At 72.5% G+C, this 23,598-nt stretch carries 22 protein-coding genes; 12 read left to right on the top strand and 10 right to left on the bottom strand.

The genetic code is table 11. The features are described 5' to 3' along the window. Positions 1-78 precede the first annotated feature (78 nt). Together RI138_RS05075 and RI138_RS05070 are read right to left on the bottom strand one after the other, a co-directional pair. A complete protein-coding gene (locus RI138_RS05075; protein ID WP_311118931.1) occupies positions 79-600 on the bottom strand; it encodes a DUF402 domain-containing protein in 522 nt (173 codons plus the stop codon). Beyond that, positions 581-1,501 (bottom strand): GNAT family N-acetyltransferase, encoded by a 921-nt coding sequence (locus tag RI138_RS05070; protein WP_311118930.1) that lies wholly within the window; start codon positions 1,499-1,501, stop codon positions 581-583. Before RI138_RS05070 ends, RI138_RS05075 begins: the two co-directional genes overlap by 20 nt. 159 nt (positions 1,502-1,660) lie before the next feature. Between RI138_RS05070 and RI138_RS05065 the strand changes: the two genes are divergently transcribed. Then, entirely contained in the window at positions 1,661-2,035 is a 375-nt protein-coding gene (locus tag RI138_RS05065; RefSeq protein ID WP_311122803.1) for a GntR family transcriptional regulator, read from the top strand. Positions 2,036-2,105: 70 nt separating this feature from the next. Here RI138_RS05065 and RI138_RS05060 read toward each other — a convergent pair whose 3' ends face one another. Then, the gene (locus RI138_RS05060) at positions 2,106-3,203 is read right to left on the bottom strand and encodes a DUF5925 domain-containing protein (protein ID WP_311118929.1); all 1,098 of its coding nucleotides are present in this window, start codon (positions 3,201-3,203) and stop codon (positions 2,106-2,108) included. 219 nt (positions 3,204-3,422) lie between these two features. Here RI138_RS05060 and RI138_RS05055 point away from each other — a divergent pair, with 219 nt between their 5' ends. Both RI138_RS05055 and RI138_RS05050 read left to right on the top strand, forming a co-directional pair. Further along, positions 3,423-4,226 carry an SGNH/GDSL hydrolase family protein gene (locus RI138_RS05055; RefSeq protein WP_311118928.1) on the top strand — a complete coding sequence of 268 codons (804 nt, stop codon included), beginning with the start codon at positions 3,423-3,425 and terminating at the stop codon, positions 4,224-4,226. Between the two features lie 262 nt (positions 4,227-4,488). Next, entirely contained in the window at positions 4,489-4,752 is a 264-nt protein-coding gene (locus tag RI138_RS05050) for a hypothetical protein (protein WP_096627799.1), read from the top strand. Between the two features lie 47 nt (positions 4,753-4,799). Here the strand turns inward: RI138_RS05050 and RI138_RS05045 are convergent, their stop codons facing one another. From RI138_RS05045 to hmgA, 4 genes are all read right to left on the bottom strand, one after another. After that, positions 4,800-5,996: a CaiB/BaiF CoA transferase family protein gene (locus RI138_RS05045; protein WP_311118927.1), complete on the bottom strand. Its 1,197-nt coding sequence runs from the start codon at positions 5,994-5,996 to the stop codon at positions 4,800-4,802. Between the two features lie 70 nt (positions 5,997-6,066). Beyond that, positions 6,067-7,431: a type ISP restriction/modification enzyme gene (locus RI138_RS05040; RefSeq protein WP_398862392.1), complete on the bottom strand. Its 1,365-nt coding sequence runs from the start codon at positions 7,429-7,431 to the stop codon at positions 6,067-6,069. 70 nt (positions 7,432-7,501) lie between these two features. Further along, positions 7,502-8,308 carry a GntR family transcriptional regulator gene (locus RI138_RS05035; protein ID WP_311118926.1) on the bottom strand — a complete coding sequence of 269 codons (807 nt, stop codon included), beginning with the start codon at positions 8,306-8,308 and terminating at the stop codon, positions 7,502-7,504. 76 nt (positions 8,309-8,384) lie between these two features. Then, positions 8,385-9,704 carry a homogentisate 1,2-dioxygenase gene (gene hmgA / locus RI138_RS05030; RefSeq protein WP_311118925.1) on the bottom strand — a complete coding sequence of 440 codons (1,320 nt, stop codon included), beginning with the start codon at positions 9,702-9,704 and terminating at the stop codon, positions 8,385-8,387. Positions 9,705-9,886: 182 nt separating this feature from the next. On the opposite strand from hmgA, the gene RI138_RS05025 reads away from it, so the two are divergent. The 7 genes from RI138_RS05025 (at position 9,887) to RI138_RS04995 (ending at position 19,164) form a co-directional block, all read left to right on the top strand. Then, positions 9,887-10,507 (top strand): TetR/AcrR family transcriptional regulator, encoded by a 621-nt coding sequence (locus RI138_RS05025; RefSeq protein ID WP_311118924.1) that lies wholly within the window; start codon positions 9,887-9,889, stop codon positions 10,505-10,507. Between the two features lie 148 nt (positions 10,508-10,655). After that, positions 10,656-11,246 carry a helix-turn-helix domain-containing protein gene (locus RI138_RS05020; RefSeq protein WP_398862389.1) on the top strand — a complete coding sequence of 197 codons (591 nt, stop codon included), beginning with the start codon at positions 10,656-10,658 and terminating at the stop codon, positions 11,244-11,246. A gap of 172 nt (positions 11,247-11,418) precedes the next feature. After that, positions 11,419-12,294, top strand: a complete 876-nt coding sequence (locus RI138_RS05015) for an L-histidine N(alpha)-methyltransferase (RefSeq protein WP_311118922.1) — start codon at positions 11,419-11,421, stop codon at positions 12,292-12,294. Positions 12,295-12,589: 295 nt separating this feature from the next. Further along, a complete protein-coding gene (locus tag RI138_RS05010; protein WP_311118921.1) occupies positions 12,590-14,794 on the top strand; it encodes a molybdopterin-dependent oxidoreductase in 2,205 nt (734 codons plus the stop codon). Between the two features lie 135 nt (positions 14,795-14,929). Further along, complete coding sequence (locus tag RI138_RS05005) at positions 14,930-16,426, top strand: CitMHS family transporter (RefSeq protein ID WP_311118920.1); 1,497 nt, start codon at positions 14,930-14,932, stop codon at positions 16,424-16,426. Between the two features lie 212 nt (positions 16,427-16,638). Next, positions 16,639-18,033 (top strand): aldehyde dehydrogenase family protein, encoded by a 1,395-nt coding sequence (locus RI138_RS05000; RefSeq protein WP_311118919.1) that lies wholly within the window; start codon positions 16,639-16,641, stop codon positions 18,031-18,033. Between the two features lie 42 nt (positions 18,034-18,075). After that, positions 18,076-19,164 carry a Zn-dependent alcohol dehydrogenase gene (locus RI138_RS04995; protein WP_311118918.1) on the top strand — a complete coding sequence of 363 codons (1,089 nt, stop codon included), beginning with the start codon at positions 18,076-18,078 and terminating at the stop codon, positions 19,162-19,164. A 21-nt stretch (positions 19,165-19,185) separates the two neighbouring features. Here the strand turns inward: RI138_RS04995 and ppk2 are convergent, their stop codons facing one another. From ppk2 to RI138_RS04980, 3 genes are read right to left on the bottom strand one after another with little or no spacing between them, the layout of a single operon-like run. Beyond that, positions 19,186-20,253: a polyphosphate kinase 2 gene (ppk2, locus tag RI138_RS04990; protein WP_311118917.1), complete on the bottom strand. Its 1,068-nt coding sequence runs from the start codon at positions 20,251-20,253 to the stop codon at positions 19,186-19,188. Continuing rightward, positions 20,222-21,202 (bottom strand): DMT family transporter, encoded by a 981-nt coding sequence (locus RI138_RS04985; protein WP_311118916.1) that lies wholly within the window; start codon positions 21,200-21,202, stop codon positions 20,222-20,224. Before RI138_RS04985 ends, ppk2 begins: the two co-directional genes overlap by 32 nt. 54 nt (positions 21,203-21,256) lie before the next feature. Beyond that, positions 21,257-21,931, bottom strand: coding sequence for a TetR/AcrR family transcriptional regulator (locus tag RI138_RS04980; RefSeq protein WP_096627889.1), 675 nt, complete (start codon positions 21,929-21,931; stop codon positions 21,257-21,259). Between the two features lie 77 nt (positions 21,932-22,008). Between RI138_RS04980 and RI138_RS04975 the strand changes: the two genes are divergently transcribed. After that, positions 22,009-23,160 carry an acyl-CoA dehydrogenase family protein gene (locus RI138_RS04975; RefSeq protein ID WP_311118915.1) on the top strand — a complete coding sequence of 384 codons (1,152 nt, stop codon included), beginning with the start codon at positions 22,009-22,011 and terminating at the stop codon, positions 23,158-23,160. 92 nt (positions 23,161-23,252) lie between these two features. Then, positions 23,253-23,543: a YiaA/YiaB family inner membrane protein gene (locus RI138_RS04970; RefSeq protein ID WP_015607581.1), complete on the top strand. Its 291-nt coding sequence runs from the start codon at positions 23,253-23,255 to the stop codon at positions 23,541-23,543. Positions 23,544-23,598 lie beyond the last annotated feature (55 nt).

Genomic DNA, 23,598 nt, shown 5'->3' with positions numbered 1-23,598 from the left:
GTTGGCCGCTCCCGGTGGCGGGCAGCCCCCACGAGCTCACCGGCCCGCGGCCCCTCCGCACACCGACCGGTGAGGGGCTCAGTAGAGGAGCCCGGCCAGCCCTTCGGTCCGGGCCAGGCGTTCCAGCTCGTCCAGGGCTGAGGCCGCCGCCCCGGCCGCCGCCGGGTCGCGACCGGCCAGGCCGCTCGCCTCGAACTCGTCCTCGTCGAGCCGGAGTACGGACGAGCCGTCCGCCGACACCCACAGGTCCAGGTCCAGATCCTCGACTTCCAGCACCCCGTCGGCCAGGACGGCGGGCCGGGTGATGTCGCAGTACCAGCCCTTGAGCCCGCCGTCGCCGCCCCGGACCTCCTTCACCGCGAACCACCGGTCACGCCAGTAGTGCTCGGTGAGGACATCGCCCGGCTCGAACCGGACGAAGCCGAAGTCCCGCACCCCGGGCGCGGCCCACGGGGCCCGTACGGTGATACGGACGCCGTCGTCGCGGACCAGCTCCGCCGGATACCTGATCTTGGTGCGGCCCGCCTTGGTCAGGGCGACGACCACGTCCCGTGCGCCGCCGGCGCGGGGCGCGCCGGGCTCAGGGGAGGGTGCGGACATGCCGGACCTCCGTGGCGCAGACCGTGTAGCCGAACCACTCGTTGATGGCCAGCATCGGCCCGTTGCCCGCGTCGTTGGAGGTGTACGCGTCCGTGTACCCGGCGGCCCGCGCCCGGTGCAGCGAGTCGTTCTTCGCGAGCTTCGCCAGGCCCCGCCCCCGGAAGTCCCGCAGGGTGCCGGTCATGGCGCTCAGATAGGTCCGCGCCCCGTCGGTGGTGGCCGCGCTGAACGCCGCCACCTTCCCGTCCACCAGCGCCACCGAGGTCAGCTCCTGGTCGAAGGCCGGGTGCCGCCAGATGTTCGTCAGCCAGTCCTCGTAGTCGTCCAGCTCGATGGAGATGTCACCCGGCTCGTCCGCCGTCGCCTCGACGTCCGCGTCGAACAGCGGCCGGGGATCGTCGGCGAAGTCGGCGCCCGTCCTCAGCTCGACGCCCGCCGGGACCTCCTGACGCGGCGGCAGGGAACCGCCCGCCAGGTCCAGACGCTGGAAGTGGGCCGAGCGCTTGGGCAGATAGCCCCGGTCATGGGCGAAGCCCAGGCTCTCCGGGTTGTCCAGGACCCACGCGTACACCACCGTGGCCCCGGCCTGCGCCAGGTGCTCCTCCGCCGTGCTCAGCAGCAGCGAGCCCGCGCCGCGGCCGGTGCGGCCGGGGCGCGTGTGCGGGGTGACGAACCCCTGCCCCGGTTCCGGACTGTCGTGGCTGATGCCCGCCTGCGCCGTACCGATGATCTCACCGTCCTCCTCGGAGACCAGCAGCCGGTAGTGCCGGTCCGGATGGGCGTGGGCCTGGTCGTGGAGTACCTGCTCGGGGGTGGCCACCATGTAGGGGACCGAAGCCCGGCGGACACGGGTCCACTCCTCGGCGTCGGACGGCCGGAAATCGCGCACGATCACAGTCATGCGGGGGACGGTAGGTGCAGCCGGGCCCCGGGCGCCTCTCCTTTTTCGCCGGTGATGGAGAACCGGCTTTCCGCCGGTGATGGAGAACCGGCTTTCCGCCGGTGGGGGAGAACCGGCTTTCCGCCGGTGGGGGAGAATCGGCCCGTGACTGAGAAGCCCGTGACTGCGAAGATCGTGCTGGACCCGGACTCCGGCATCGCCCCGTACGAGCAACTGCGCAACCAGCTCTCCGAACTGGCCCGCTCCGGAGCCCTGCCCGTCGGCCACCGCCTCCCGACCGTACGCGGCTTCGCCGAGGAGCTGGGCCTCGCCGCCAACACGGTGGCCAAGGCCTACCGCGCCCTGGAGACGGACGGCGTGATCGAGACCCGGGGCCGTAACGGGACCTTCGTCGCGGCCGCCGGGGGAGCGGCCGAGCAGCGGGCCGCGACCGCCGCGCAGAGTTACGCGGAGACCGCCGAGCGGCTCGGCCTCACCCGGGAACAGGCCCTGGCGCTCGCCCGGGACGCGGTGCGGGCCGCGTACGGGGACTGATCCGTAGCCTTATCCGTGCCCGCGGTCGTCCTGCCCCGCGCGGCAGGGGGCGTACGTCAACCGCCAGCAGTTACAAGTACAGCCCCGCGTCCGCCCCCGCGTCCTGCTTCGGCACCGAAGCGGGGCCGATGCCCCGGCGCAGCGCGTACAGCTCGGCGAGCGTGTTGCCCTCCCGGCTCACGCCCTCCTCCGTGCCCAGCCAGGCCGACGACTCCTGGCGGGTCAGCCCGCCGACCTCGATCCGGGCCAGACACCGGCCCGGCCGGACGACCGCCGGGTGCAGCCGCTCCAGGTCCTCGTTGGTGGTGACCCCCACCAGAACGTTCCGGCCCTGGCCCAGCAGACCGTCCGTCAGGTTCAGCAGCCGGGACAGGGCCTGGCCCGCCGTGTGCCTGGCCTCGCCGCGGATCAGCTCGTCGCAGTCCTCCAGGAGCAGCAGCCGCCACCGGCCGCCCTTCGCCGAGCCGTCGTCCTCGCCGATCGCGATGTCCATCAGATAGCCGACGTCGTTGAACAGCCGCTCGGGGTCCAGCACGCAGTCGACCTGGCACCAGTCGCGCCAGGAGCGGGCCAGAGTGCGCAGGGCCGAGGTCTTGCCGGTGCCGGGCGGGCCGTGCAGCAGGAGCAGCCGCCCCGCGATGTCGTCCGGGGTCACCTTCATCAGCCGGTCCATGGCGTCGGCCACCGGCGCGGTGTAGTTGGGGCGGACCTCGTCCCAGCTCCCGGCGGCGATCCGGCGGGTGGTGCGGTACGGGCCGCGGCGCGGGGAGACGTACCAGAAGCCCATGGTCACGTTGTCGGGCTGGGGCTCCGGCTCGTCCTGCGCCCCTTCCGTGGCCTCGCCGAGAATCCGCTCCGCAAGCTCCGCGCTGGTCGCGGTGACGGTGACGTCAGCGCCGCGGTTCCACCGGGAGGCCAGCAGGGTCCAGCCCTCGCCCTCGGCGAGCGTGGCGCTGCGGTCGTCGTCGCGGGCGGCCCGCAACACCGTGGCGTGCCGGGGCAGCAGGGTTGCCCCGGCCTTGACCCGGTCGAGGGACGAGCTGTGCGCGTACGGCTGCTCGCCCGTCGCGAAGCGGCCGAGGAAGAGCGCGTCGACGACGTCGGACGGTGAATCGCTGTCGTCGACGGTGAGCCGGATCGGCAGAGCGGATTCGGGGGAGGCAGGCATGGCGTCCATGATCCGGCACGGGGGCAGCCCGTGCACCCGGGTTTCCCCAGGAAGCGCGGCGGGAACTGACGGGAGCTCACCGGAGCCCGAGGGCGCACCGGGTGAACTCGCGGGGGCGGACGGAAGCACTCCGGATCTATTTTTGGCATGGACACTTCCAGTGTGGTCGGGGTGCTGCTACTACGGAGTAGGCAGATACCCCCTGCTCAAGGAGGTCCCATGAAAATGTCCAGACTCGTGGCGTTCTCGTCCTCTCTCCTGCTCGGTGCAGTTCTCGCCCTGACCGGTGCGGGGATCGCGCACGCCGACGCGTCCGTCAAGGCCGTCGACTACGTCGCGCTCGGCGACTCGTACTCCTCCGGCGTCGGAGCCGGCAGTTACGACGGCTCCAGCTGCAAGCGCAGCTCCCGCGCCTACCCCGCCCTCTGGGCGGCCGCCAACTCCCCCGCCTCGTTCCACTTCACCGCCTGCTCGGGTGCCCGGACCAACGACGTCACGAGCGGGCAGCTCGGACCGCTGAACGCCTCGACCGACCTCGTGTCGATCTCCGTCGGCGGCAACGACGCGGGCTTCGCGGACGTCATGACGACCTGTGTCCTGCAGTCCGAGGCGGCCTGTCTCAACCGGATCGCCACCGCCCGCGCCTACGTCGACTCGACCCTGCCCGGCCGGCTCGACTCCGTGTACGCGGCGATCCGCGCCAAGGCCCCCTCGGCCCAGGTCGTCGTCCTCGGCTACCCCCGCTTCTACCGGCTCGGCGGCAGCTGCATCGCCGGTCTGAGCGAGAAGGAGCGCGCGGCCATCAACGGCGCGTCCGACCACCTCAACACGGCCACCGCCAAGCGCGCGGCGGACCACGGCTTCACCTTCGGCGATGTCCGCCCCACCTTCACCGGACACGAGATCTGCTCGGGCAACTCCTGGCTGCACAGCGTGAACTGGCTCAACATCGGTGAGTCATACCACCCCACCGCCGCCGGACAGTCGGGCGGCTATCTCCCGGTCCTCAAGTCCGCTCTCTGACACACGAGTTCCGCCACCCACCGTCCCCCACGCGGGAGTCCTCGCCGGTCGAGGCCTCCCGCTCCACGGTCGAGCGGGGGCAACCCAAGGGGCAAACCCGCCGAACTGCCCCAAGTCGCCCTGGAATCGCGCGCATTCGGTAACGGCCCGTCAACCTCCGTACGTGTGTGCGCAATCCTGTGGCCGGGATACACGGGTGTCACTGAGGGACGATAGGGTTAACCTGCCCGGACCGGGTGCCCTCGTACGGGTGGGGAGTGACATGGAACAGATAACGATGCGGAGCAGGGCGCGTGTGCCTGCCATTACCTGCGGAAGCGGTGCGACCAGTACGCGCCTCGACCGCCATCTGGCGGTGCTCGGTGGCCCCGTCGTCCCGCAGCGCGAGTCGGCGGAAGCGACGCTGCTGATGCGCGAGCTGACCTCGCGTGACGTCTCGCACACCCGCAGGAGCAGGAGCGCGCGCGTCTCGCTCTTCGCGCCGCTGCGGCGACTGCGGCGTTCGCTCTTCGGCAGCCGCCGCTGACCCACGCGCGTCATCGCCCTCCGGACCGGCCCACCGCTCGGGTCGGCTCAGGCGATCACTCCGTCCCGGCGCAGCGCCGATGTCTGTTCGTCCGTCATCCCCAGGGCACGCAGCAGCACATCGGTGTGCTCACCCAGCGCCGGTACGGACCCCATCCGCGCCTCCTCGCTCCCCGGCAGCGTGATCGGCGGCAGCAGCGCCCGCAACGGCCCCACCGGCGACCCCACCTCCCGCCACCGGTCCCGCGCCGCCAGCTGCGGATGCGCCGCCACGTCGGCCACCGTGTTCAGCCGGGCACAGGCGATGCCCGCCGCCTCCAGCCCGGTCAGCGCCTCCCGCCCCGTCAGCTTCGCCAGCGCCCCGGCCACCGCCTCATCGGTCCGTTCGCGGTGGGCGGTGCGTGCCGCGTTCGTCGCGAAGTCCGGGTCCTCGGCCAGCTCGGGCCGCCCGAGCACCTGTTCCGCCAGTCGCCGCCACTCCCGGTCGTTCTGCACGGAGAGCAGCACCTGCTCGCCGTCCGCCGTGGCGTAGGCGTCGTACGGGGCGATCACCGAGTGCGCGAGCCCCGTGCGCTCCGGGGGTGTCGAGCCGTGCATCCCCTGGTGCAGCGGATGACCCATCCACTCGGCCAGCGCGTCCAGCATGGACACCTCCACCGGCCCGCCCCGCCCGGTGCTCGCCCGCCGCAGCAGCGCCGCCAGCACCCCCGAGAACGCGTACATGGCCGCCGCGATGTCCGCCGCCGGAACGCCCGCCTTCACCGGCTGCCCGGCGGTCCCGGTCACCGAGACCAGGCCCGCCTCGCACTGCACGAGCATGTCGTAGGCCCGCTTGTGGGCGTACGGTCCGCCCGCCCCGTAACCGGAGATGTCGACCGCCACCAGACGCGGGTGTTCGGCGCAGAGGGCCGCGGCGTCGAGGCCGAGCCGGGCCGCCGCCCCCTGCGCCAGATTCTGTACGAACACATCGGCCCCGGCGATCAGTTCACGCACCACAGCCAGTCCGCGCGGGTCCTTCAGGTCGACGGCCAGGGACTCCTTGCCCCGGTTGCACCAGACGAAGTGCGAGGCGAGACCGCGTGCCGCCGTGTCGTAGCCGCGCGCGAAGTCGCCGCCGTCCGGGCGCTCCACCTTGATGACCCTGGCTCCGAGGTCGGCGAGCTGCCGGGTGGCGAAGGGGGCGGCGACGGCCTGCTCGACGGCGACCACGGTGAGGCCTTCGAGGGGGAGGGGCTGAGTGTTCATGGCCCGTGCTTACCCTGCCGACCGGCCCTTTCGCCACCCCCGGCCCCCCTCGCACCACGGTCCTGCGCCCTCACAGCAGCGCGAACTGTCCCTCCGGCCCCTCCTCCTGGTGCCCCAGGACCGAGGCGGGGCGCCGTGCTGAGGCCGGGACCGGCAGCACCCCGGCCGCCCGCAGCTCGTCCCGGGAGATCAGCGGCACCCCCTCCAGCCGGGACCGCAAGGCCTCCCGCCGGGGGCGCAGCCCGTCCAGGAGCGTCAGTACGGAGACGAGCTCCAGCAGCTCCGAGGTCCACTCCCGGGTCCACCCGCGCGCACCTACCGCCGCCAGCCCCTCCGCGCCCTCGGCCGCCGCGCCCACCGCTGCCGCCGCCCGGCGGGTGAACCAGAGCTCCAGCACCCGTACGCCGCTCACCGTGAACTCCCACGCCCCCGCCGCCACCGGCGAGATCCGGCCATCGCCGACGATCAGGACCTCGGCCTCCGCGTCGTACGCGATCTCCGTCGGCCGGGCCGGGAGCGCCGCCCGTACATAGGGCCTGCGCCCGCCCGGCAACCGGGGGCGTTCCCCGTCCCGGGCCCCGCGCAGCTGGATGCGCGTCAGCTCCCGGCCCAGCTCCACTCCTTGTGCCCACACCTCGGCGTCGGCGGGCAGCGGGACCCGGCAGCCGGAGGGCGAGGGCCGGGCGGCGGCCAGGGCCCAGGCCAGTACGGCTTCGGGGGTGATCTCCGGCCCCAGCCGGGTGCGCACCACGTCCAGCAGGCCCGGTGCCAGATTGGGGTCGGTGGCGCCGGGCCGCCGGTACAGCGGCCTGATCCGGCCCGGCCGCCCGGCGGGGGAGTGGCCGTCGGGGAGGAGACGGCTCACGGACAGGGGGAGGGGCCCGGCCGACCGGGGCACGTAACCGTGTTCGACCGCGAAGAGCTGCTGCCCGTCGGCGACCCGCCACAGCTCCGGGCGGGCCGCGTCGATCAGCCGGTGGTCCGGGAGCAGCCACTGTTCGTCGAACGGTCCGTGCAGGATTCGTACGGGACCGGGGCAGTCGCCCGGCTCTCGGGCGAAGCGGCCCGTCCCGGTGGACTGCCCGGGCAGCGCGGCGACCGATGTGTGCGGCGTACGGGTACGGGTGGGGCCGAACAGCCGCTCCTGCTCGGCGCCCTCGGCGGCGGCCAGCCGCTCCCAGCGGGCCCGGAGCGCGGCGGGGTCGGGGCCGCCGATCCAGGAGCGGCCGGTCCGCAGCGGACGCACCGACCACGGCATCAGCTCGTCCAGCGGTACGAACGCGTCGAGCGGCGAGGAGGCGTCCTGCGGTGAGGAGCCTTCCTGTGGTGAGGGAGCGTCCGGCGGTGAGGAAGCATCCCGTGGTGAGGGAGCGTCCGGCAGTGAGGACTCCGTGTCCCCGCCGGATCCGGCCGCCGCCGTCCTGCGCGCTGCCACCGAGCCGTCCTCCCCTGTCCGCAGTGACCCTCGCGCATCGTAGCGGCGGGGGCGGGCACGCGGGATCGGGTCAGTGCGCCTCCACCGTCACGGAGAACGAGAAGCGGTCGCCCCGGTAGCGGATGCGGGCCACGTCGACGACGCGCCCCTCCTCGTCGTATGTCACGCCCGTGTAGTGCAGGATCGGGCTGAGCAGCGGGACCCGGAGCAGTTCGGCGGTGACCGGGTCGGCGAGGCGGGCCTCCACCGTGTCGGTGATCCGGGAGATCTTCACCCCGACGACATCGCGCAGGACCTTGGTCATCGGCCAGCGTTCCAGGTCGGTGACGTCGATCCGGGCGGCGACGTCGGGACGTACCGCGTTCTCCGCCCAGTTGGTCGGCTCGTCGCTCTCGCCGTCGCGGCGCAGTCGCCGGTAGCTGACCACCTCGCCGCAGTCCGGGAAGAACTCCGCGAGATCGCCCGGCACCGGTACCGCCCCGTGGCCGAGAACTGTCGTCGCCTCCCCGGACTGCTGGGCGACGATCGCGTCGACCGAGCCCAGCAGCCGCACCGGCGAGACCCGGCGGGCGCGCGGCTCGATGAACGTGCCGCGCCGCCGGTGCCGGCTGATCAGCCCTTCGGTCTCCAGCTCCTTCAGTGCCTGGCGCATCGTGAGCACGCTGACGCCGTAGTGCGCGGCGAGCTGCTCCTCGGTGGGCAGCCGGGCGGAGGCGTCCTGCGGGCGGCCCAGTATCGAGGCCCGCAGCGACTGCGAGACCTGGTACCAGAGCGGCAGCTTCCGGTTCAGTACGAGGGAGTCGGGGGCGAAGGCGGGCGGGTGGCGTGGCTGGTCCACGCCGCTGTCCGCCCCGGCCTGCTCATGGCTCTCGGTCATGTCCGTCCCCGTCACGTCCCGTCCTGTACCGCCCGTGCGTGCTCTTCCGGTGCCGACTACGGCCGGCGGGTGCCGCCTACGGCCGGAAGTTGCGGCTCAGACCCTGCCACACGTCGTCGTAGCCGCGTTGCAGGTGGTCGGCGGTGGCCGCCTGGGCGGTCGCCGCGACCGGCCAGCGGGTCTCGAACATGAAGGCCAGACCGTCGTCGATCTTCTGCGGCTTCAGCTCCGCCGCGCTCGCCCGGTCGAAGGTCTCCCGGTCCGGGCCGTGGGCCGACATCATGTTGTGCAGGGAGCCACCGCCGGGGACGAAGCCGTCGGCCTTCGCGTCGTACGCCCCCTCGATCAGGCCCATGTACTCGCTCATCACGTTCCGGTGGAAGTACGGCGGCCGGAAGGTGTCCTCGCCGACCAGCCAGCGGGGGGCGAAGACGACGAAGTCCACCCCGGCGAGCCCCGGGGTGTCGGACGGCGAGGTCAGGACCGTGAAGATCGACGGGTCGGGGTGGTCGTAGCTGATCGTGCCGATCACGTTGAACCGGCGCAGGTCGTAGACGTACGGGGTGTAGTTGCCGTGCCAGGCGACGACATCGAGCGGCGAGTGGTCGTACGTTGCCGACCAGAGGTTCCCGCAGAACTTGTTCACCACCTCCACCGGGCGGTCGTCGTCCTCGTACGCGGCGACGGGGGAGAGGAAATCCCGGGCGTTCGCCAGACCGTTGGCGCCGATCGGGCCGAGGTCGGGCAGCGCGAACGGGCGGCCGTAGTTCTCGCAGACGTAACCGCGCGCGGTCTCCTCCAGCAGCTCCACCCGGAAGCGGACGCCGCGCGGGATCAGCGCGATGTGGCCCGGTTCGGCGCGCAGCAGGCCCAGTTCGGTGCGCAGCAGCAGGCCGCCGCGTTCGGGCACGATCAGCAGCTCGCCGTCGGAGTCGCTGAACACCCGGTCCGTCATGGAGGAGTTGGCGTGGTAGAGGTGGATCGCCATCCCGCTGCGCTGGGTGGCGTCCCCGTTGCCGCCCAGCGTCCAGAGCCCGCTGAGGAAGTCCGTGCCGGGCGCGGGGTCGGGCAGGGGGTTCCAGCGGAGCCGGTTCGGGTCGGGCACCGACTCGGTGAAGGGCGCCGAGCGCAGCCCGCCGTTGTCGATCCGGGTGAAGGCCGGGTGCGCGGCGGAGGGGCGGACTCGGTAGAGCCAGGAACGGAGGTTGTGGGCGCGCGGCTCGGTGAAGGCGGAGCCGCTCAGCTGCTCGGCGTACAGCCCGAGCGGAGCGCGCTGGGGGGAGTTACGGCCGTGCGGCAACGCCCCGGGGACCGCCTCCGAGCTGTGCTCATTGCCGAATCCGGAGGAGTACGTCAGCCCCTCGGCCGTCTTCCTCGCCTGCTCGATCGCGCTCATCCCGCACTCCTGGTGCCCAAGAAGCCCTCGGATCCGCCGGACAACGAATCCTATGCTCTACCGTAGGAATAGGAGTGGGGGGACGTCAACGGCATACGGCACGTGGCGGGCCGTTAGTGGTGGGTGCCGGCTTCCCCGGAGGGGTGCCGCCGCTGTCCGGCGGGCGCGGGGGCCACGGCATCATGGAGCCCGTGCCCCATGCGAACCCGAACCTCCGCCGCGCTCCCGTGCAGCAGCGCAGCGCCGACCGCCTGGCCCGGATACTCGACGCCTGCGCCGCACTCCTGGACGAGACCGGCTACGAGCAGCTCACCACGCGTGCTGTCGCCGAGCGCGCCGAAGTGCCGATCGGCTCCGTCTACCGGTTCTTCTCCAACAAACGCGCCCTTGTCGACGCCCTCGCGCTGCGCAACCTGGACAGTTACGCCGAGCGGATCGCCGCCCGGCTCGCCGCGCTCCCAGCCGGCAACTGGCGCGAGGCCATCGACGCGGTGCTGGACGAGTACCTGGCGATGAAGCGGACCGTTCCCGGGTTCGCCCTGGTCGACTTCGGGCCGCCGTTCCCGGCCGAGGACGCGTCGGACGACGCCAACCGGCGCCTGGCGGACCGGCTCGCCGGACTGCTCGCCGGGCATCTCGGCCGCCGGCCCGACGAGGGTCTGTCCCGGGCGATCCTGGTCAGCGTCGAAGCGGCCGACGCCCTGCTCCAGCTCGCCTTCCGTACGGACCCGCCGGGCGATGTGGCCATCGTCGCCGAGACCCGGACGCTCGTCAGGGCGTACCTCGCGCAGACGCTGGACTGACTGGGCTGAGTGGGCTGAGTGGGGCGTGCGGGCTCGCGGGCGTGCGGCGGGCGTGCGGTCGGCGGGCCGTGAGGGCCTCGGTGGTCTGCCTGGCCGGCGCGGAACACCTGAACGGGAAGCCGACCCCGCATTGCGTTCAGGGCATACCATGTTGCTCATGACGCAAGAGAGTGGTGAGCTGGACAGCCTCGTACGCAGACGCATCCGCGCGCTCCGGGTCGCGCAGGGCTTGTCGCTGGAGGAGCTGGCCAACCGTGCCCACCTCAGCCAGTCATCGCTGAGCCGCATCGAGAACGGTCAGCGGCGCCTCGCCCTCGACCAGCTGGTCACCCTCGCCCGCGCCCTGGACACCACGCTGGACCAGCTCGTGGAGACCGCCACCGACGACGTCATCACCAGCCCGACGATCGACAGCGTTCACGGCCGGATGCGCTGGACCCTGAAGGCCGACCCCGGCATGAGCGTGGTGCGCCAGCGCCTGACCGACCCCCCGCCCGACAATCCCGCCCGTATGCGCGCCCATCCGGGGCGCGAATGGCTCGTCGTGCTGTCCGGCACCGCGATCCTCATGCTCGGCCGGCGCCGCTTCCGCGTCGAGACCAACCAGGCCGCCGAGTTCCCCACGATGATGCCGCACGCGATCGGCGCCGAGGGCGGGCCCTGCGAGATCCTGGGCCTCTTCGACCGGGATGCCCGCCGTGGCCACCAGCGTGACGACGGCGACGACGCTCCCGAGTGACGGCGCGAGCCCGCGTGGCGGCCTCCGGGGTGGTCGCCTCCTGTCCTGCGCCGTGCTTCTTGTCCCGCGCCGCGCTTCCTGTTTTGCGCGTCAGGCAGCATCCGCCGCCATCGGCTTGCGAAAACAGCAAGATGTTACGCCCCTGGCGCATAGCGGTTCTAGGGTGAAGAGCATGAGCCAAACACACCCGCGTACCCCCCACCACGGCGCTTCGCCCCGCCACCACCACGAGCGGGACAGCGGTGGGCAGGCGGAGATCCTCGACCTGGACGCCGAAGTCCTCGCCGAGCACACCGCCTCCATCACCGCATCGCTACCCCTGCGGAACGGCCCCCATCACGTCGTGGACCTGGGCTGCGGCACGGGCGCGGGCACCTTCGCCCTCCTCGACCGCTTCCCCGACGCGCACGTCACCGCTGTCGACATGTCCGCCGAACACCTCCGGCGCCTGCGCGCCAAGGCGTGTGCCCGCGGGGTCGAGGAACGGGTGCGCACCGTGCAGGCCGACCTCGACGCCGCCGCCTGGCCCGACCTCGGCTCACCCGACCTGATCTGGGCATCGGCCTCGATGCACCACATGACCCACCCCGAGCGCGCGCTGCGCACCGTCCGCGACACGCTCGCCCCCGGCGGCCTGTTCGCCGTCGTCGAACTGGCCGGCCACCCCCGCTTCCTGCCCGAGAACGCTCCCCAGGGCAGCCCCGGCCTGGAGGAGCGCGTCCATGCCGCAGCCGACCGCCGCCAAGCCGAACACCTGCCCCACCGCGGCGCCGACTGGGGCCCGATGCTGTCCGCCGCCGGCTTCACCGTCGAGGACGAACGCACCATCACCGTGAACATCGAGGGCGACGGCCGCGGCGAAGCGATCGGCCGTTACGCCCTCGGCGTCCTGAGCCGCATCCGCGGCGCCGTCGCCGACGGACTGTCCCCCGAGGACCTCACCGCGCTCGACCAGCTCCTCGACACGGCTGCCCCGCAAGGCATCCTGCGCCGCGACGACCTGACGGTACGCACCGAGCGCACCGTCTGGGCCGCCCGCCGCGCCTGACCCCGGGCGGGGGGTGCGAGGAGGTCGCGCCCGCCGGTGCTGCCCTCCGGCCGGTGCTGCCCTCCGGTCGGTGCTGCCCTCCGGTCGGTGCCGTCCCGGTCGACGTCGCCCCGGTCGACGTCGTCTCGGTGTGCGCTCCCGTCGCTGTCGCCCCCGGTCCGCGCCGTCGTCGATCCGTGCCGTACGACGCCTCCCCGCCGTGCGTACCGGTCGGTATGCTCGGTCCCGCCGGGGCTCCCACCCCCGCCCGGCCCATGTCCGCGTGCCGTCGCCGCAGCCGCCCCGGGGAGGGCCCATGTCCCACGACTCCCGCACCGCACCGCGTATCTGCCCCCTCTGCGAGGCCACCTGCGGCCTCACCCTCACCATCGAGGGGGCCACCGTGACCGGTGCGCGCGGCGACCGTGACGACATCTTCAGCCGGGGCTTCATCTGCCCCAAGGGCGCGTCCTTCGGAGGCCTGGACGCCGACCCCGACCGGCTGCGCGTCCCGCTCGTGCGCGGTGCGGACGGGGAGTTCCACGACGCTTCCTGGAGCGAGGCGTTCGACCTGATCGCCGAGCGTGTACCGGCCCTGGCCGAGGCCCACGGGCCGCAGTCCGTCGGCGTGGTCCTCGGCAATCCCAACGTGCACACGATGGCGGGCGCCCTCTACCCGCCCCTGCTGCTCGGGGCCCTGCGCACCCGCAACGTGTTCACCGCGAGCACCCTGGACCAGATGCCCAAGCACGTCTCCAGCGGCCTCCTCTTCGGTGACGCGCACGCCATCCCCGTACCGGATCTCGACCGCACCGACCACCTTCTCCTGATCGGCGCCAACCCACTGGAGTCCAACGGCAGTCTCTGCACCGCCCCCGACTTCCCCGGCCGGCTCAGGGCGCTGCGCCGCCGCGGCGGCACCCTCACCGTCATCGACCCGCGCCGCACCCGCACCGCCCGCATCGCCGACCGGCACATCGCGATCCGGCCCGGCGCGGACGCCCTGCTGCTGGCGGCGATAGCGCACACCCTCATCGCCGAGAAGCTCGCCGACCCCGGACCGCTCGCCGAGCACCTGGAAGGGCTCGACGAACTGGCCGCCGCCCTGGCCGACTTCACCCCGGAAGCGGTCGCCGCAGCCTGTGACGTGGACGCGGCCACCACCACCGCGCTCGCCCGTGAACTGGCCGCCGCCCCGACTGCCGCCGTCTACGGGCGGATCGGCAGCTGCACCGTCGAGCACGGCACCCTCGCCAGCTGGCTCGTGGACGTTCTCAACATCCTCACCGGCAACCTGGACCGCCCCGGCGGCGCGCTCTTCCCGCTCTCCGCGACCGCGCGCGCCCCGCGCGAAGCCGCCCCCGGGGCGCGCGCGGCCGTCCCCGGCAAGGGCTTCACCCTCGGGCGCTGGGTGAGCCGGGTCTCCGGGCATCCCGAGGCCAAGGGCGAACTGCCCGTCGCCGCCCTGGCCGAGGAGATCGAGACCCCGGGCGAGGGCCGCATCCGCGCCCTGCTCGTCCTCGCCGCCAACCCCGTACTCTCCGCACCCGACGGCGACCGCCTGGACGCGGCCCTCGCCGACCGGCTCGACTTCATGGTCAGCGTCGACCCGTACCTCAACGAGACCTCCCGCCGCGCCGACGTCGTCCTGCCCCCGCCGCCGCCCTCGCAGAGCGCCCACTTCGACTTCGCGTTCAACTCCTTCGCCGTGCACAACCAGGTCCGCTACACCCGCGCCCCCGTCCTCCTGGAGGACGGACGGATGGACGAGAGCGAGGTCCTCGCCCGGCTGATCCTCGCGGTGAGCGGGAAGCACGGGGCCCCGCCCTCCGCCGTGGACGACCTGGCCATCGACACCGCGCTCACCCGGGCCGGGGCCCCGAAGGAACTGGCCGCAGAACTCACCGGCGAGAGCGGGCCCGAACGGCGCCTCGACCTGATGCTGCGCCTCGGCCCGTACGGTCTGACGCTGGAGCAGCTCCTCGCCCACCCCCACGGCATCGACCTCGGCCCGCTGCGGCCCCGGCTCCCGGAAATCCTGCGCACCCGCTCCGGCCGCATCGAACTGCTCCCCGCCCCGATCGCCGCCGATCTGCCGCGCCTGCGCCGGGCGCTGGGGGAGCGGCCCGCCCCGCTCGTCCTCGTCGGCCGCCGCCATCTGCGCTCCAACAACAGCTGGATGCACAACGTCGGCTCGCTGAGCGGCGGTACCAACGTCTGCACCCTCCAGGTCCACCCCGACGACGCGGCCCGCCTGGGGCTCGTGGACGGGGCCACCGTACGGATCGAGTCCTCCGGCGGCGCGGTCGAGGCCCCCGCCGAGATCACGGAAACCGTACGCAGCGGAGTGGTGAGCCTCCCGCACGGCTGGGGCCACAGCCGCCCCGGGACCCGTATGTCGGTGGCCGCCGCCCATCCCGGGGCGAACGTGAACCAGCTGCTCGACGGCACTTTTCTGGACCCGCTGTCCGGTACGGCCGTGCTGAACGCCATTCCGGTATCCGTCACCCCCTTGCCCTAGCAGCAGCGCTTTGACCTGGGGTTTTGCTCGTATTGCTCACGCGTCGACATCTTGTTAACGCTGCGAGAGGGCCCCTAACGTCGTCCGGACCGCCGAGACCGGTGGGAGTTCAAGGATGAACGTTAGGTATCCCCCATGCTGACAATCCTCGGCTTCGTCATGATCGCGACCTTCCTGGTCCTGATCATGACGAAGAAGATGTCGCCGATCGCGGCGCTGGTACTGATCCCCGCACTGTTCTGTGTCGCCGTCGGGCAGGGAGCGCAGCTCGGCGACTACGTCATCGACGGCGTCGGCAACCTCGCGCCGACCGCCGCCATGCTGATGTTCGCCATCGTCTACTTCGGTGTGATGATCGACGTCGGCCTGTTCGACCCGATCGTCCGGGGCATCCTCCGCTTCTGCAAGGCCGACCCGCTGCGGATCGTCGTCGGTACGGCGGTGCTCGCCGCGATCGTCTCCTTGGACGGCGACGGCTCCACCACCTTCATGATCACCGTCTCGGCGATGTATCCGCTCTACAAACGCCTCAAGATGAGCCTCGTCGTGATGACCGGCGTGGCGGCCACCGCGAACGGCGTCATGAACACCCTTCCCTGGGGCGGACCCACCGCCCGCGCCGCGACCGCCCTCGAACTGGACGCCTCCGAGATCTTCGTGCCCATGATCCCGGCGCTCGCCGTCGGACTGCTCGCGGTGTTCCTGCTGGCGTACGTGCTCGGCCGCCGCGAGCGCGGGCGCCTGGGCTTGCTCACACTGGACGAGGGGCTCGTGCGGGAGGCGGAGCCGGAGACCGTGGCGGTCGGAGCCGTCGGCACGGGCGGCGAGGACCGTCTCCGCAAGGGCCCGGCCGCCTCGGACCCGGATTCCTCAGGTACCGCCGCGGACTCGGATTCCTCATGTGCCGCCTCGGGCTCCGACTCCTCAGGCGCCGCCTCGGGGTTCACGGACGCGGACCCCGACGAGGACGAAGGCGACGACGAGGAGGAGTTCAAGGGCCTGGACCCGAACCGGTCCACGCTCCGCCCGAAGCTCTACTGGTTCAACGCGGGCCTCACCGTCGCCCTGCTGGCCGCGATGATCATGGAGCTGCTGCCGATCCCGGTGCTCTTCCTGCTCGGCGCGGCCCTCGCCCTCACCGTCAACTTCCCCCACATGCCCGACCAGCGGGCCCGGATCGCCGCCCATGCCGACAACGTCCTGAACGTATCCGGCATGGTCTTCGCCGCCGCCGTCTTCACCGGTGTCCTCACCGGTACGGGCATGGTCGAGCACATGGCCGACTGGGTCGTGAGCGCCGTCCCCGACGCGATGGGCCCGCACATGGCCATCGTCACCGGCCTGCTCAGCCTGCCGCTCACGTACTTCATGTCCAACGACGGCTTCTACTTCGGCGTCGTCCCGGTCCTCGCCGAGGCCGGGGCCGCCCACGGGGTCTCCCCGCTGGAGATCGCCCGCGCCTCCCTGGCGGGCCAGGCGCTGCACATGTCCTCGCCGCTGGTACCCGCCGTGTACGTCCTCGTCGGCATGGCGAAGGTCGAGTTCGGCGACCACACCCGGTTCACCGTCAAGTGGGCCGTGCTCACCTCCCTCGTCGTGCTCGGGGCGGGCATCCTCTTCGGCACCATCTAGCACGATCTGGACGGCACCCGCCGGAGGGCCGCCGCAGGACGGGCCGCCGCCGGAAGACACCCGCGCCCGGTGCGCACTCCGGCGTGACCGGTGTCTCCGGAGGCTCCCTGGCGCCGAAAAACTAACGGCGCTAGTTTGGGCGGGTGTGACAGGGCCCCGCGCCCGCCGCACGGCTTCGGCGCTCCGCACAGCACGTCCGGGAGGAAACAGCCATGAAGGCCCATGACCAGATGTACATCGACGGCGCGTGGCGGCCCGCCGTCGGCCGGGACACGATCGCGGTCGTGAACCCGGCCGACGAGCAGGTCATCGCCCACGTGCCGGCGGGCACGGCCGAGGACGTCGACGCGGCGGTACGGGCCGCGCGGGCCGCTCTCCCCGCCTGGGCCGCCACCCCGCCCGCCGAGCGCGCGGCCCGGCTCACCGCGCTCGCCGACGCGCTGGCCGCCCGCAAGGACGAGCTGGCCGAGACGATCACCGCCGAGCTGGGCTCGCCGCTGCCGCTCTCGCAGACGGTCCACGCGGGCGTCCCGGTGCTGGTCGCCTCCTCGTACGCCGAACTGGCCGCGCGCCACACCTTCGAGGAGCGGATCGGCAACTCCACCGTGCTCCTGGAGCCGGTCGGTGTCGTCGGCGCGATCACCCCCTGGAACTACCCGCTCCACCAGATCGTCGCCAAGGTCGCCCCCGCCCTCGCCGCGGGCTGCACGATCGTCCTCAAGCCCGCCGAGGACACCCCGCTCACCGCCCAGCTCTTCGCCGAGGCCACCGAGGCCGCAGGTCTGCCGCCCGGCGTCTTCAACCTCGTCACCGGCCTCGGACCGGTCGCGGGCCAGGCGCTCGCCGCGCACGAGGACGTCGACCTGGTCTCCTTCACCGGCTCCACCGCCGTCGGCAAGCAGATCGGGGCCACCGCCGGGGCCGCCGTCAAGCGCGTCGCCCTCGAACTGGGCGGCAAGTCCGCCAACGTCATCCTCCCCGGCGCGGACCTCGCCAAGGCCGTCAACGTCGGCATCGCCAACGTGATGACCAACTCGGGCCAGACGTGCAGCGCCTGGACCCGGATGCTCGTGGACGCCGAGCGGTACGACGAGGCCGTGGAGCTCGCGGCGAACGCCGTCACCAAGTACGTCGCCGGGGAGCGGGTCGGCCCGCTCGTCAACGCCAAGCAGCAGGCCCGGGTGCGCGGTTACATCGAGAGGGGCGTCGCGGAAGGCGCCCGGCTGGTCGCGGGCGGCCCGGAAGCCCCTCTGGAGAGCGGCTACTACGTCAGCCCCACCGTCTTCGCCGACGTCACCCCGGACATGACCATCGCCCAGGAGGAGATCTTCGGCCCGGTCGTCTCGATCCTCCGCTACGAGGACGTGGACGACGCCCTGCGGATCGCCAACGACACCGTCTACGGGCTGGCGGGCGCCGTGTGGGCCGCGGACGACGAGGAGGCGGTGGCCTTCGCCCGCCGGATGGACACCGGACAGGTCGACATCAACGGCGGGCGGTTCAACCCGCTGGCCCCGTTCGGCGGTTACAAGCAGTCGGGGGTGGGGCGCGAGCTGGGGGCGCACGGTCTGGCGGAGTATCTCCAGACGAAGTCGCTCCAGTTCTGAACCCGCAACCGTCCCAGAAGTCCCTCATCTAGGAGTCTGTTCGTGGTCCGCGCCGCCGTACTGCCCGCCGTCGGAGCTCCGCTGGAGATCACCGACATCGTCCTGCCGGAGCCCGGCCCCGGCCAGGTGCGCGTCGCGCTCGCCGCCGCCGGGGTCTGCCACTCCGACCTGTCCCTGTCCAACGGCACCATGCGCGTCCCGGTGCCCGCCGTCCTCGGCCACGAGGGCGCGGGCACCGTCCTGGCGGTCGGCGAGGGTGTCACCCATGTCGCCCCGGGCGACGGCGTCGTCCTCAACTGGGCGCCCTCCTGCGGGGCCTGCTTCCATTGCGGGATCGGCGAGGTGTGGCTCTGCGCCGACGCCCTCAAGGGGACCGCCAACCTCCACGCCCGCACGGCGGACGGCACGGAGCTCCACCCGGGGCTCAACGTCGCGGCCTTCGCCGAGGAGACCGTCGTCGCCGCGAACTGCGTGCTCCCCGCCCCCGACGGCGTTCCCCTCACCGACGCCGCGCTCCTCGGCTGCGCGGTCCTCACCGGCTACGGGGCGATCCACCACAGCGCCCGGGTCCGTGAGGGCGAGAGCGTCGTCGTGTTCGGGATCGGCGGCGTCGGCCTCGCCGTGCTCCAGGCCGCCCGGATCGCGGGCGCCTCCCGGATCATCGCGGTCGACGTCTCCCCGGCCAAGGAGGAGCTCGCCCGGCGGGCCGGAGCCACCGACTACGCCATCGCCTCCGCCACCACCGCGCGCGAGATCCGCAAACTGACCGGAGGCCAGGGCGCGGACGTCGCCGTGGAGTGCGTCGGGCGGCCCGCGACCATCCGCGCCGCCTGGGAGTCCACCCGGCGCGGCGGGCGTACCACGGTCGTCGGCATCGGTGGCAAGGACCAGGAGGTCACCTTCAACGCCCTGGAGATCTTCCACTGGGGCCGCTCCCTGACGGGCTGCGTGTACGGCAACAGCGACCCGGCCCGCGATCTGCCCGCCCTCGCCGACCACATCCGCGCGGGCCGCTTCGACCTGTCGATGATGGTCACCGAGCGCATCGCCCTGGACGGCATTCCCGCCGCCTTCGACAACATGGTCGCGGGCAAGGGCGGCCGCGCCCTGGTGGTCTTCGGGAATTCCTGACCCAGGACACCGGGGAGAGGGTCAGTAGTCCGTCGTCCGGGACGTCGACGTCACCGGCCCCAGCAGCCGGGCGTCCATCTCGCCCTCCTCGAACAGCCGGGAGGCCGGGCCCACGATCAGCGGGTCCGGCACCCCGACCGCCTCCGGGTCCTTGCCCGGGTAGTCGAAGCGGTCCAGCACATGCCGCATCGCCTCCAGCCGGGCCCGCTTCTTGTCGTTGCTCTTCACCACCGTCCAGGGCGCGTCGGCGGTGTCGGTGTGGAAGAGCATCAGCTCCTTGGCCTCGGTGTACTCGTCCCACTTGTCCAGCGACGCCAGATCGACGGGGCTCAGCTTCCACCGCCGTACCGGGTCGATCTGCCGGATCATGAACCGGTTGCGCTGCTCGTTGCGGGAGACGGAGAACCAGAACTTCACCAGGCGGACGCCGTCCCGGGCGAGCATCCGCTCGAAGCCCGGCGCCTGGTGCATGAACTCCAGGTACTCGTGGGTCGTGCAGAACCCCATCACCCGCTCCACGCCCGCCCGGTTGTACCAGGACCGGTCGAACAGGACGATCTCCCCGGCGCTCGGCAGATGCGCCGCATAGCGCTGGAAGTACCACTGGGTGCGTTCGCGCTCGGTCGGTTTCTCCAGCGCCACCACCCGCGCACCGCGCGGATTGAGGTGCTCGGTGAACCGTCTGATCGTGCCGCCCTTGCCCGCCGCGTCCCGTCCCTCGAAGAGGATCACCAGCCGCTCGTCGCGCTCCTTCACCCAGTGCTGGAGCTTCAGCAGTTCGATCTGGAGCGCCCGCTTGGCCCGGTCGTAGTCGCGGCGGCGCAGCTTGCGGTCGTAGGGGTAGTCCTCCCGCCAGGCGTCACGCGCATGCCCCTCCGGGGTCACCAGGACCGGATCGTCGTCACCGCTGTCGGCCACCGCGAATCCGTCCAGAAGCGACCCGCCGTAGCGGGCCGCCCGCCCGTCCGCCCCCGCTCTCTGTCCGTCCGCCTCCGCCGTCCGCCGGTCCGCCTCCGGGGCGCTGCCGTCGCCCGGCCCCGCCTTCCCCTTGGTTCCGCTACGTCCGTTCCGCTTGGCGCTCCGGGTCATGACGGGATCCCTCCACCGGCCGGGCCGGATTTCCGCGTGTGGAGCCAGTCTGCTGACGGCTCCGGGAGACCGCCACCCCGGCCAGGCAGAGCGCCCCGCCGACGATGCCGAGCGAGGTCGGCACCTCGTCCAGCAGCACCCACGCCATCCCCACGACCAGCGCCGGAACGGCGTACGTGGTCGCGCCCATCCGGCCCGCGGTGGTCCGGGCCATCGCGTAGCCCCAGGTCGTGAAGGCCAGCGCGGTCGGGAAGACGCCCAGGTAGACCATGTTCAGCGTGGCGGACAGCGGCGCGTCGGCCGCCTCGGAGACCAGCGCCCCGGTGAACGGCAGGCAGGCGACGGCCCCGATCAGGCAGCCGAAGGTGTTGATCTGGAGCGAGGAGCCGTGCGCCAGGGCCGGCTTCTGGCTCACCGCACCCGCCGCGTACGCCAGCGCGGCCAGCAGGCACAGCGCCACGCCCAGCACGGAGGAGCCGCCGTGTCCGGACATCGCGAAGCCGACCACGACCGCGCCCGCGAACGAGACGCCCATCCCCGCCAGCAGTCGGCGCGGCAGCCCCTCGCCGAGCATCCGGGCGCCCAGCAGGGCGATCAGGATCGGCCCGATGTTCACCAGCATCGCCGCCGTGCCCGCGTCCACCTCCTGCTCGCCCCAGTTCAGGACCACCATGTACAGCCCGAACCACAGCAGCCCCGAGGTGACGATCCCCGGCCAGGCACCCTTGCCGGGCAGCCCCTCCCGCCGTACGAGCAGGATCGCCCCGAGCACCAGCGTCCCCGCCAGCAGCCGCCCGAGGGCCAGGGCACCGGGGGAGTACGCCTCGCCCGCACTGCGGATCGAGACGAAGGCGGAGGCCCACAGCACGACGGTGGTGCAGGCGGCGGCCGGGGTGCGCCACTGGCGGGCCGGTGCGGAGACCGGAAGGAGTGTCGGGGGCGTCGTCATGGCCACGACCGTAGGGTCGGGACGCTTCGGCACCCACTCGATTGTCGAGGACCGTCAATCGTCAAAGCGGCCGGGCGACGGCGCCGCAGGCCGTGCGTACTCCTCGTACTGGAGCGCCAGCCCGTCCAGCAGCGCCCGCAGCCCCACCTCGAACGCCCCGTCGTCCACCTGCCGCCGGCGGTCGGCCAACAGGTGCGCCTGGCCCAGGTGCGGGTAGTCGGCCGGGTCGTAGGCACTCTCGTCGTCGACGAACCCCCCGGCGAAGGACCCCAGCGCCGACCCGGTGATGAAGTACCGCATCAGCGCCCCGATCCGGGTCGCCTGCGCGGGCGGCCACCCCGCCCCCACCATCGCCCCGAACACCGCGTCGGCGACCCGCAGCCCCGCCGGACGGCGCCCGGGGCCCCGGGCGAGCACGGGCACGATGTGCGGATGCGCGGCGAGGGCGGCCCGGTAGGACAGCGCCCAGTCGTGCAGGGCCGCGCGCCAGTCGCGCGGGTCCGACTCCTCGAACATCGACAGGTCGACCTGTACGGAGACGGCGTCGGCGACCGCGTCGAGGATCTCGTCCTTGTTGCGGAAGTGGTTGTAGAGCGAGGGCCCGCTGACGCCCAGGACCGCCGCGAGACGACGGGTGGAGACGGCGTCGAGCCCCTCGGCGTCCACGAGCGCGCTCGCCGCCCCGACGATGCGGTCTCTGCTGAGGAGGGGCTTGCGCGGTCGGGCCATGCGGCCCATAGTAGGGCCCCCGAGCCAGAAACTAGCAGTGCTAATTAAAGCGCTGGCGAGAGGTGGGGTGGCGCACGATGGACCTGACGCTCAGTGAGGAGCAGGAAGCCGTCCGGAAGCTGGCGGCGGACTTCGTCGCCCGTGAGGTCGCGCCACACGCCGTCGCGTGGGACCGGGCCGAGAATGTCGACAGGTCGATCGTGAAGAAGCTCGGGGACCTCGGCTTCCTCGGGCTCACCGTCCCCGAGGAGTACGGCGGCTCCGGCGGCGACCACCTCTCCTACTGTCTGGTCACCGAGGAGCTGGGCCGCGGCGACTCCTCCGTGCGCGGCATCGTCTCCGTATCGCTCGGTCTGGTCGCCAAGACCCTCGCGTCCTGGGGGAGCGAGGAGCAGAAGCGGCAGTGGCTGCCCCGGCTGACGGCGGGCGAGGCGATCGGCTGCTTCGGCCTCACCGAGCCCGGCACCGGTTCGGACGCCGGGAACCTCGCCACCCGGGCCGTACGCGACGGCGGTGACTACGTCGTCAACGGCACCAAGATGTTCATCACCAACGGCACCTGGGCCGACGTGGTGCTGCTCTTCGCCCGCACGAACGACGCCCCCGGCCACCGCGGGGTCTCCGCCTTCCTCGTCCCCGCCGACGCCCCCGGCCTCACCCGGCGCACCATCCACGGCAAGCTCGGCCTGCGCGGCCAGGCCACCGCCGAACTGGTCCTGGAGGATGTCCGGGTACCCGCGGCCGCCCTCCTCGGCCCCGAGGGCAAGGGCTTCTCCATCGCCATGTCCGCCCTGGCCAAGGGGCGGATGTCGGTCGCCGCGGGCTGTGTGGGCATCGCCCAGGCCGCCCTGGACGCGGCCGTGCGCTACGCCGGTGAGCGCGAGCAGTTCGGCAAGGCCATCGCCCGCCACCAGCTCGTCCAGGAGCTGCTGAGCGACATCGCCGTGGACGTGGACGCCGCCCGGCTGCTCACCTGGCGGGTCGCTGATCTGGTCGACCGGGGCCAGGAGTTCGCCACCGCCGCCTCCAAGGCCAAGCTGTACGCCTCCGAGGCCGCCGTCCGCTGCGCCGGCAACGCACTCCAGGTCTTCGGCGGCTACGGCTACATCGACGAGTACCCGGTCGGCAAACTCCTGCGGGACGCCCGGGTGATGACGCTCTACGAGGGCACCAGCCAGATCCAGAAGCTCATCATCGGCCGCGCGCTGACGGGTGTCTCCGCGTTCTGAGCGCCGTCGGCCCCGGTTCGTACGGGTGTCTGAGTAGCCGTCTGAGTACGGGCGCGGATGTGGCGTGCGCCACGCCGGCGGATGCTCGACCCATGAGTGACACGACATCGGTCAAGCAGCAGAGCACCGCCGCCTTCTACGGCCAGGCCGTCGCCTCCTTCCTGGTGGCGATGGGTGCGGTGGCCCTCGGTATCTTCTTCCTCGACGCCGATGCCTGGGTGCGCGGCTTCCTCGCCATCGGCGTGCTCTACCTCGTCACGTCCTGCTTCACGCTGGCCAAGGTGATCCGGGACCGCCAGGAGGCCGGGCAGATCGTCAGCCGGGTGGACCAGGCCCGGCTGGAGAAGATCCTCGCCGAGCACGACCCCTTCCAGAAGCTCTGACCCGGCAGGGCGGCGAGACGGCCCTAAGCGCTTGCTCAGGTTCGGGGTATGGTGT

Source organism: Streptomyces durocortorensis, from assembly GCF_031760065.1.
Taxonomy (GTDB): domain Bacteria; phylum Actinomycetota; class Actinomycetes; order Streptomycetales; family Streptomycetaceae; genus Streptomyces.
Note: the sequence above shows the minus strand (reverse complement) of the source record. Positions and strands in the feature narration are given on the sequence as shown.

Bases quoted from the DNA above. Each gene is read 5' to 3' on its own strand.
- RI138_RS05010 (WP_311118921.1), top strand. From the start codon at position 12,590: ATGTCCCACGACTCCCGCACCGCACCGCGTATCTGCCCCCTCTGCGAG.
- RI138_RS05000 (WP_311118919.1), top strand. From the start codon at position 16,639: ATGAAGGCCCATGACCAGATGTACATCGACGGCGCGTGGCGGCCCGCC.
- RI138_RS05035 (WP_311118926.1), bottom strand. From the start codon at position 8,308: ATGACCGAGAGCCATGAGCAGGCCGGGGCGGACAGCGGCGTGGACCAG.
- RI138_RS05070 (WP_311118930.1), bottom strand. From the start codon at position 1,501: ATGACTGTGATCGTGCGCGATTTCCGGCCGTCCGACGCCGAGGAGTGG.
- hmgA (WP_311118925.1), bottom strand. From the start codon at position 9,704: ATGAGCGCGATCGAGCAGGCGAGGAAGACGGCCGAGGGGCTGACGTAC.
- RI138_RS05055 (WP_311118928.1), top strand. From the start codon at position 3,423: ATGAAAATGTCCAGACTCGTGGCGTTCTCGTCCTCTCTCCTGCTCGGT.
- RI138_RS04980 (WP_096627889.1), bottom strand. From the start codon at position 21,931: ATGGCCCGACCGCGCAAGCCCCTCCTCAGCAGAGACCGCATCGTCGGG.
- RI138_RS04985 (WP_311118916.1), bottom strand. From the start codon at position 21,202: ATGACGACGCCCCCGACACTCCTTCCGGTCTCCGCACCGGCCCGCCAG.
- RI138_RS05060 (WP_311118929.1), bottom strand. From the start codon at position 3,203: ATGCCTGCCTCCCCCGAATCCGCTCTGCCGATCCGGCTCACCGTCGAC.
- RI138_RS05075 (WP_311118931.1), bottom strand. From the start codon at position 600: ATGTCCGCACCCTCCCCTGAGCCCGGCGCGCCCCGCGCCGGCGGCGCA.
- RI138_RS04975 (WP_311118915.1), top strand. From the start codon at position 22,009: ATGGACCTGACGCTCAGTGAGGAGCAGGAAGCCGTCCGGAAGCTGGCG.
- RI138_RS05005 (WP_311118920.1), top strand. From the start codon at position 14,930: ATGCTGACAATCCTCGGCTTCGTCATGATCGCGACCTTCCTGGTCCTG.
- RI138_RS05045 (WP_311118927.1), bottom strand. From the start codon at position 5,996: ATGAACACTCAGCCCCTCCCCCTCGAAGGCCTCACCGTGGTCGCCGTC.
- ppk2 (WP_311118917.1), bottom strand. From the start codon at position 20,253: ATGACCCGGAGCGCCAAGCGGAACGGACGTAGCGGAACCAAGGGGAAG.
- RI138_RS04970 (WP_015607581.1), top strand. From the start codon at position 23,253: ATGAGTGACACGACATCGGTCAAGCAGCAGAGCACCGCCGCCTTCTAC.
- RI138_RS05020 (WP_398862389.1), top strand. From the start codon at position 10,656: ATGTTGCTCATGACGCAAGAGAGTGGTGAGCTGGACAGCCTCGTACGC.
- RI138_RS05015 (WP_311118922.1), top strand. From the start codon at position 11,419: ATGAGCCAAACACACCCGCGTACCCCCCACCACGGCGCTTCGCCCCGC.
- RI138_RS05050 (WP_096627799.1), top strand. From the start codon at position 4,489: ATGGAACAGATAACGATGCGGAGCAGGGCGCGTGTGCCTGCCATTACC.
- RI138_RS05025 (WP_311118924.1), top strand. From the start codon at position 9,887: ATGGAGCCCGTGCCCCATGCGAACCCGAACCTCCGCCGCGCTCCCGTG.